Here is a 7,014-nt window from a genome sequence, read left to right as displayed (position 1 = left end):
GGGTTAGAACCCGAAACGCCACTCACGACCACTTCCTTCAGGCAGCGTGAACCGCGGCCGTCGCGGTGCGGTCGATGATGGCGGCCAGCGTCGCGGCCGCCTCTTCGGGAACCCAGTGACTGACACCGGTCAGGATCTCGAGCCGGTACTCGCCGTCGACGTACTGCCCGGCGAGTTCGGCGCTCCGGCGGGACAGGGCCGTGTCGCCGTCGCTCCAGACATGGGTGGTCGGCACGGAAACCCGGCCGCGCAAGCCAGCCGGACTCTGCAAGAACATCGCGCGGTACCAGTTCAGCCCGCCGGTCAGCGCGCCGGCGAGCAAGATCTCCTGGTGGACCCGGGAGATCTGGGCCGTGGTCATCCCGGTTTTGGCGAGTGTGCGGTCGAGGAGCCGCGGCCGGGACCGCATGGCGCGTTCGGGCAGCCAGGGGATCTGGAAGAAGGCCATGTAGGACGACCGGACGAGCTGGTCGCCGGTCACCATCGCGCGCAGGAAAGCCCCGGCGTGGGGGACCGACACGCTGGTCAGGGACCTGATCAGGTCCGGCCGCCGGGCCGCGGTCGCCCAGGCGACGTTGGCGCCCCAGTCATGCCCGACCAGGTGAACTGGTCCGGTTCCGATGGCGTCGATGAGCGCGACGGTGTCGCCCACGAGACGGCTCGACCGGTAGGCGAAGCGGCCCCGCGGACGCGCGCGGGGTGAGTAGCCGCGCTGATCGGGCGCGATCGTGCGGTATCCCCGGTCGTTGAGCAGCGCGGCGGTCTCCGCCCACGAAGTGCTGGTCTGCGGGAATCCGTGCAGCAGGACGACGACGGGACCGTCCAGCGGTCCGGTGTCGCGCACGTCGAAGACGAGGCCGTCGTGATCGAAGGAGCCGACGCGGCTGGGTGTGGTCAAGGTCGGGCTCCTCGCTGATCGGCGGGGCGGGTGGCCTTGACGGCCATTTAGGTGTTACCTTAGGTAACAGTGAATCTCGGTAACGCTTAAACCGTACACCCAGCCGACGTTGTCAGGGAGGTCCGTATGACCAGCATCGATGTGCCGCGCACCGCGGAGACGGCCGAGGCGGGCCGCCGCGAGACCGCGCAGCGGCTTCTCGATTCGTCCGCGATGCTGTCCTACGACCCGGCCACCGAAGTGGACTGGGAGACGCCGCTGGACAAGGACTTCCACGGCGCGAGCCCGGAGTGGAGCACTCTCTACGGCACGAGCTACTGGGCCGAGATGAGCACCGAGCAGCAGAAGGAGCTCACACGCCAGGAAGCCGCTTCGGTCGCGAGCACCGGGATCTGGTTCGAGATGATCCTCCAGCAGATGGTGCTGCGTGACTTCTACGCCAAGGACCCGACCGACCCGGCCTTCCAGTGGGCGCTCACCGAGATCGCCGACGAATGCCGTCACTCGATCATGTTCGCCCGCGGCGCCGCGAAGCTCGGCGCGCCGCCGTACCGCCCGCGCAAGCTCGCCGTCGAGCTCGGCCGCGTCTTCAAGGCGACGGCCACCGGCGAAGCGGCGTACGCGGCGATCCTCGTCGCCGAAGAAGTCCTCGACGTGATGCAGCGCGACTGGATGCGTGACGAGCGCGTGGTCCCGTTCGTGCGCACCATCAACAACATCCACGTGGTCGAAGAGTCCCGGCACATGAAGTTCGCCAGGGAAGAGACCCGTGAGCAGCTGGAGGGCGCCGGCCCCGTGCGCCGCCGGATCAACGCGCTGGTCATCGCGATCGCGTCGTACTTCATCGTCAGCAGCATGGTCAACCGCGACGTCTACAAGAACGCGGGACTCGACACCACGCGCGCGTTGCGCGAGGCGAAGGCCAACGAACACCACAAGTCGATGATGCGCTCCAGCTGCGCCGGTCTGATGGAGTTCCTCGGCTCGTGCGGTCTGCTCACCCGGCCCGCTCTGGTGTTCTACAAGCGGGCGAACCTGATCTGACATGGCCTTCGCGATCACCCAGACCTGTTGCAGCGACGCCACTTGCGTGTCGGTCTGCCCGGTCAACTGCATCCATCCGACGCCGGACGAGCCCGATTTCGGCACCACCGAGATGCTTTACGTCGATCCGGCGTCGTGCATCGATTGCGGTGCCTGCGCGGACGCCTGCCCGGTGGACGCGATCTTCCCGGCGGATCTGCTGACCGGACCGCTCCAGGTCTACGCGGGCATCAACGCGGAGTACTTCGCGGACCGTGAGGTCGTCTCGTCAGCCGACCCGGCGCCGAACTTCCACCGCTGGACCCCGCCGACGTTCGACAGGGCCATCCCGAGCGACTTCGCGCCGCCGGACATCGCCGTCGTCGGCACCGGCCCGGCCGGTATGTACGCCGTCGAGGACCTGCTCCTGCACACGAACGCGCGGGTCACCCTGATCGACAGGCTGCCGGTCGCGGGCGGGCTCGTCCGCTTCGGCGTCGCCCCGGACCACCCCGCCACGAAACGGATCGGCGAGACCTTCTCGCGGCTTCACGACCACCCGCGGCTGCGGCTGCGGCTGGGCACCGAGGTCGGCCGCGACGTCACCGTGGACGAACTGGCCGAGCGCCACGACGCCGTCGTCTACGCGGTCGGTGCCTCGTCCGCGCGCGGCCTCGGTCTCGACGGCGAAGAACTGTCCGGCAGCATCGCCGCGACCACTGTCGTCGGCTGGTACAACGGACACCCGGACGTCCCCGCGAACGCGGTGGACCTGTCCGCGGAACGAGTCGTGCTGGTCGGCACCGGCAACGTCGCCCTCGACGTGGCCCGGATCCTGACCGCCGACCCGGACGCGCTGACCGGGACCACGATCGCCCCGCACGCGCTGGAACGCTTGCGCACCAGCAAGATCCGGGAAGTCGTGCTGCTCGCCCGGCGTGGACCGGAAGACGCCGCCTGCACCTCCCCGGAACTGCTCGCGCTGGCCGGGCGCTCGGACGTGCCGCTCGTCGTCGACGACGCGGACCCGCGCACCACGGCCGCGATCGACGCGGGCACCGGCAAGGCGAAACTGCTGCGCGACCTCGGTCGCGAGACCGTCGATTGGTCCGCGCCGCCGGAAACGGACGGACGCCGCGTCGTCCTGCGTTTCCACTCCGCGCCCACCGGGATCATCGGGGACACGCAGGTGCGCGGTCTGCGCGTCACCGGTCCGGACGGACCGGTCGAGATCGACGCCGGCCAGGTCGTGCGCGCGGTCGGGTACTGCGGTGTCCCCGTGCCGGGACTCCCGTTCGACGACGACCGCGGCACGATCCCGAACACCGCCGGCCGCGTCGACGGACAGACCGGCGCCTACGTGGTCGGCTGGATCAAACGCGGCCCCTCGGGCGGGATCGGCGCGAACCGCACCTGCGCGCGGGAAACCGTGGCGACCCTGCTGGAAGACATCACCTCCGGCAGGCTTCCGGTCCGGACCCGGCGGTCGCCGATCGCCGCGCTGGCGGCACGGTTCCGCGGCCGCTGAGCCACTCGAAACCCCGAACCCGGGTGGCTGGCCGATCAGCCTGCCAGCTTGCGGAGCAAGCCCTCCAGATCGCGTTCGCCATCGCGGGTCTGGGCGCCGTGGGCCAGGCCGGCTCGGATCAACCGTTCGGCCGCGGGCCGGACGAACTGGCCCGCCCAGGCGTCGTGTTCTCGCCGGTAGCCCTCGGCGAGATCGTCGGGGGCGAGGGCGTGTTTCGCCGCGGCGACCACGCCATCGGGCAGTGCGGCGATGTTGCGGGCAAGGCGATCGACGACGTCGTCGAGCTCGTCGGCGGGGAGTGCCCGGTTGACCCAGCCGTAGCGTTCGGCGGTCCGCGCGTCGTACAGGTCGGCGCTGAGCACCGCCTCCAAAGCGCGATTGCGGCCGATCCGGCCGGCCAGGTACTGGGTGCCTCCGCCGCCGGGCACTATTCCCATGAGGGCCTCGATCTGGCCGATTCCGGCGGTGCCGATCGCCGCGAACGCCATGTCCGCGGCCGTGACGAATTCCGCCCCTCCGCCGCGCGCCAGGCCGGTGAGCTTGACGATCGTCACCTGAGGCTGGTGCCGCAACAAGTCCCCCAGCGCCTGGAAGACGTTGACCCCCGCGGGCCCCTCGGCCGCGAGTTCGTCGAAGGCGTCCGGCGCGTCGACCAGGGACATGTCGACGTGGGCGATGAAGAACTCCGGATCGGCACTGTCGAACACGATCACCCGGGCCGAGTCGTCTTCTCGCAACGTGGTCAGCAGCCGCCGGAGGTCTGTCATGAGAGCGACGTCGAGGACGTTGACGGGTGGGTTGTCGAGGGTGACGCGGACGATGCCGGCCTCGCGGCTCACTCGCAGGGTCGCGTAGGCGTCGTGGTGCATGCAGAACTCCGATCCGTACCTGGCAGGCATCTAGGTTCCTGATGTATACCTAGATTCCGGCGTGGATCGATCTGCGTCAAGAACGCACTTTCGGCATCGTTAGGATCGCGGAGGATACCCGGCATGACTGCTCCTGGCACCGGCGCGGACACCGGCACCGTCTACCGGGCCGACTGCCCCAGCCGTCCGATTCTCGACCAGATCGCCGACAAGTGGTCGATGATGGCGATGGATGTCCTCGAAACGCCTCGCCGGTTCAACGACATCAAACGCCGCCTCGAAGGCGTGACCCAGCGGGTGCTGACCCAGACCCTGCGCCGTCTGGAACGCAACGGGATGATCGAGCGGCGGGTGCTGCCGACTTCACCGGTCGGGGTGGAGTACTCCCTCACCCCGCTCGGCGAATCCCTCCGGGAGCCGTTCGGCCGGCTGTACGACTGGACGGTCGCCCACACCGACGAAATCCAGAAGTCCCAGCGAGGCTACGACCAGCGTCTCCGCTCCGAAAAATCCTAGGTCACGTCTCGGTCGGTTTCGTCGCTGTATCCGCGAAGGGCGGTGACCACGTCGCCCAGGAAGTCCGCGATCGTCGTGGCCTGGTCGGGGCCGAGCTGGTCGATCAGGGCCGATATGTGCTGAAGAAGTGGTCGCAGGGCGGTGCGGACCTGCTCCTGTGCGGAGCCGGTGACTGCCAGACGCACCCGGCGACGGTCGGTCGGATGCGGGCGCCGCTGGAGGTGACCGCTGTTTTCGAGCCGGTCGACGAGCACGGCGGCTGAGGCGGAGCGGATGTGCAGCCGGTTGCCCAGTTCGACGGTCCCGGTCGGAGTGCTCGCGACGGCGAGGTGTTGCAGCGCGCGGGCGTCGGTCACCCCGATCCCGAGCCGGGCGGCGAGGGCGCGCTCCGCGGGGCCGGCCTCGGCCAGCAGGTCGAGCAGGCTGCGGTTGATCCTGGCCGCGGGTTCGTCGTGCGGGACGGTCACCGTCGGATCATACTTTTCGCTAGACAATCTAGCGATTTCATCCGAGGAGCTGGGCATGGACTTCCGTTCGGTCAACGCCGCGATGGTGGACAAGCTCCGGGCCGAAGCCGGAGAGCCGCTTCTCGAAGGCGGTTACGCGTTGCGCGTGGTGGAGACCCGCGGACGGGTCAGCGGCCGGCCGCGGCTCGTCCCGTTGGCCGTCGTCCAGCGCGACGGTGACTGGTTCCTGATCGCGCCGCAGCGGGACCGCGATTGGGTCCGGAACCTGTCCGAGGAGCCTGCGTGCGTGCTCCTGGACGGTGAACGGCGGTTCGAGCGCCAAGCCCGGCCGGTCGCCGGGGCGGAAGCGGCTGCGGTGGTCCGGCAGTATCTCCGGGCGATGAGCGCTCCCTGGGCCGTCAGCGCCTTTCCGGTCGCCCAGGACGCCTCGCTCGAAGAGATCACCGGCGCACTGCCGAAGATGGCCGTCTTTTCGCTGGGGGAGCGGGAGTGAGCGACCGCGTCGAGGTGGTGGTCGCCGGTGGCGGGCCAGGTGGTCTCGTACTGGGATATCTGCTGGCCAGGGGCGGGATCACGGTCCGGGTCCTGGAGTCGCGATCCGACTTCGATCGCGACTTCCGCGGCGACTCGCTGCACCCGTACACCCTGGAACTGTTCGCGCGGCTGGGCCTCGCCGACGGACTGCTCGCCCAGGAGCACTTCAAGGCGACGTCCTTCCGCTTCCACACCGCCGCCGGGGCCTACAGCGTCGCCGACTACGACCGGCTCGACACCTCGTACAACTTCGTGGCGCTGATGCCGCAGGTCCGATTCCTGGACTACGTCGCCGAACGCGCGTCGCGGTTGCCTGGTTTTTCGCTGGAGACGAACGCCAAGGTGACCGGGCTGCTGACCGACGACTCCGGTGCGGTCACCGGCGTCCGGCATCGCGGCGGCGACGTCTCCGCCCGGCTGATCGTGGGCGCGGACGGGCGGTTCTCCACGGTCCGGCGGCTGGCGGACCTCCCCGCCGTCCCGCTCGGCGCGACGACCGACATCCTCTGGTTCCGCCTTCCCCGTGCCCCGCACGACCCGCCCGACGCGGACCTCGCTCTCTACTACGGGAAGGACAGCTATGTCGGTGTCCTGGGCGGCGTCCGGGATTGGCAGGTCGGCTACAGCGTCGCGAAGGGAACCTACTCGCGAGTCCGCGACCGCAGCGTGGAGCCGATCCAGGCTTTCCTGCGTCACCACGTCCCCTGGCTGGCGGACCGGGCGCACCTGCTCACCGACTTCTCGCAGACCACGCTGTTGTCGGTGGACATCTCGCGGGTCCGCACCTGGCACCGGCCGGGGCTGCTCCTCCTCGGCGACGCCGCGCACGTGATCTCACCCGTCGGCGGCAACGGCATCCTCATGGCCGTCCAGGACGCCGTCGCCGCGGCGAACCGTCTCGTCCCCGCTTTCCGCCGCGGCGGACCCGTCGAAGAAGACCTCGCGGCGATCCAAGGGGACCGGCTGCCCGCGATCGAGAAAGTCCAGGCGCAGCAGACCAGGATCGAGCGCCGCGCCGCCAGGGCACGGGAACGCGGTCGTGGTGCGGCACCCCCGAAGCTGCTCAAAGCCCTGTTCGCGATCCCGGCCGTCCGGGGCCGCGGCGCGAAGGACAACGCCTACGGCCCGTACCCGCCCCGGCTCGACGACGCGGTGCTCGGCCCGGCCGGCTGACGGTCC

Annotated in this window: 8 protein-coding genes; 5 read left to right on the top strand and 3 right to left on the bottom strand. The window is 69.8% G+C overall.

Going from position 1 to position 7,014, the window contains the following annotated elements; all coding sequences use genetic code 11:
• Window positions 1–37: 37 nt before the first annotated feature.
• Window positions 38–898: an alpha/beta fold hydrolase gene (locus tag AB0N89_RS21535; RefSeq protein ID WP_364207018.1), complete on the bottom strand. Its 861-nt coding sequence runs from the start codon at window positions 896–898 to the stop codon at window positions 38–40.
• Between the two features lie 126 nt (window positions 899–1,024).
• On the opposite strand from AB0N89_RS21535, the gene AB0N89_RS21530 reads away from it, so the two are divergent.
• Both AB0N89_RS21530 and AB0N89_RS21525 read left to right on the top strand, forming a co-directional pair.
• On the top strand, window positions 1,025–1,942 hold the full coding sequence (locus AB0N89_RS21530) for a diiron oxygenase (protein WP_364207016.1): 918 nt from the start codon (window positions 1,025–1,027) through the stop codon (window positions 1,940–1,942).
• Between the two features lies 1 nt (window position 1,943).
• Window positions 1,944–3,449 carry an FAD-dependent oxidoreductase gene (locus AB0N89_RS21525; protein WP_364207014.1) on the top strand — a complete coding sequence of 502 codons (1,506 nt, stop codon included), beginning with the start codon at window positions 1,944–1,946 and terminating at the stop codon, window positions 3,447–3,449.
• A gap of 35 nt (window positions 3,450–3,484) precedes the next feature.
• Here AB0N89_RS21525 and AB0N89_RS21520 read toward each other — a convergent pair whose 3' ends face one another.
• Complete coding sequence (locus tag AB0N89_RS21520; RefSeq protein ID WP_364207012.1) at window positions 3,485–4,348, bottom strand: enoyl-CoA hydratase/isomerase family protein; 864 nt, start codon at window positions 4,346–4,348, stop codon at window positions 3,485–3,487.
• Between the two features lie 93 nt (window positions 4,349–4,441).
• Between AB0N89_RS21520 and AB0N89_RS21515 the strand changes: the two genes are divergently transcribed.
• Window positions 4,442–4,834, top strand: coding sequence for a helix-turn-helix domain-containing protein (locus tag AB0N89_RS21515; RefSeq protein WP_364207010.1), 393 nt, complete (start codon window positions 4,442–4,444; stop codon window positions 4,832–4,834).
• Here the strand turns inward: AB0N89_RS21515 and AB0N89_RS21510 are convergent.
• Window positions 4,831–5,301 carry a MarR family transcriptional regulator gene (locus AB0N89_RS21510; protein ID WP_364207008.1) on the bottom strand — a complete coding sequence of 157 codons (471 nt, stop codon included), beginning with the start codon at window positions 5,299–5,301 and terminating at the stop codon, window positions 4,831–4,833. The genes AB0N89_RS21515 and AB0N89_RS21510 overlap by 4 nt on opposite strands.
• A 55-nt stretch (window positions 5,302–5,356) precedes the next feature.
• Between AB0N89_RS21510 and AB0N89_RS21505 the strand changes: the two genes are divergently transcribed.
• Together AB0N89_RS21505 and AB0N89_RS21500 are read left to right on the top strand one after the other, a co-directional pair.
• Window positions 5,357–5,794 (top strand): nitroreductase family deazaflavin-dependent oxidoreductase, encoded by a 438-nt coding sequence (locus AB0N89_RS21505; protein ID WP_364207006.1) that lies wholly within the window; start codon window positions 5,357–5,359, stop codon window positions 5,792–5,794.
• A complete protein-coding gene (locus AB0N89_RS21500; protein ID WP_364207004.1) occupies window positions 5,791–7,008 on the top strand; it encodes an FAD-dependent oxidoreductase in 1,218 nt (405 codons plus the stop codon). The genes AB0N89_RS21505 and AB0N89_RS21500 overlap by 4 nt, the downstream gene beginning before the upstream one ends.
• Window positions 7,009–7,014 lie beyond the last annotated feature (6 nt).

This window comes from Amycolatopsis sp. NPDC089917, from assembly GCF_040684635.1.
Classification (GTDB): Bacteria; Actinomycetota; Actinomycetes; order Mycobacteriales; family Pseudonocardiaceae; genus Amycolatopsis.
This window is presented reverse-complemented; position numbering and strand designations above follow the sequence as displayed.

What these genes read in the sequence shown, in the direction of transcription:
- AB0N89_RS21530 (WP_364207016.1), top strand. Translation starts at nt 1,025, where the DNA reads ATGACCAGCATCGATGTGCCGCGCACCGCGGAGACGGCCGAGGCGGGC.
- AB0N89_RS21525 (WP_364207014.1), top strand. Translation starts at nt 1,944, where the DNA reads ATGGCCTTCGCGATCACCCAGACCTGTTGCAGCGACGCCACTTGCGTG.
- AB0N89_RS21520 (WP_364207012.1), bottom strand. Translation starts at nt 4,348, where the DNA reads ATGCCTGCCAGGTACGGATCGGAGTTCTGCATGCACCACGACGCCTAC.
- AB0N89_RS21515 (WP_364207010.1), top strand. Translation starts at nt 4,442, where the DNA reads ATGACTGCTCCTGGCACCGGCGCGGACACCGGCACCGTCTACCGGGCC.
- AB0N89_RS21505 (WP_364207006.1), top strand. Translation starts at nt 5,357, where the DNA reads ATGGACTTCCGTTCGGTCAACGCCGCGATGGTGGACAAGCTCCGGGCC.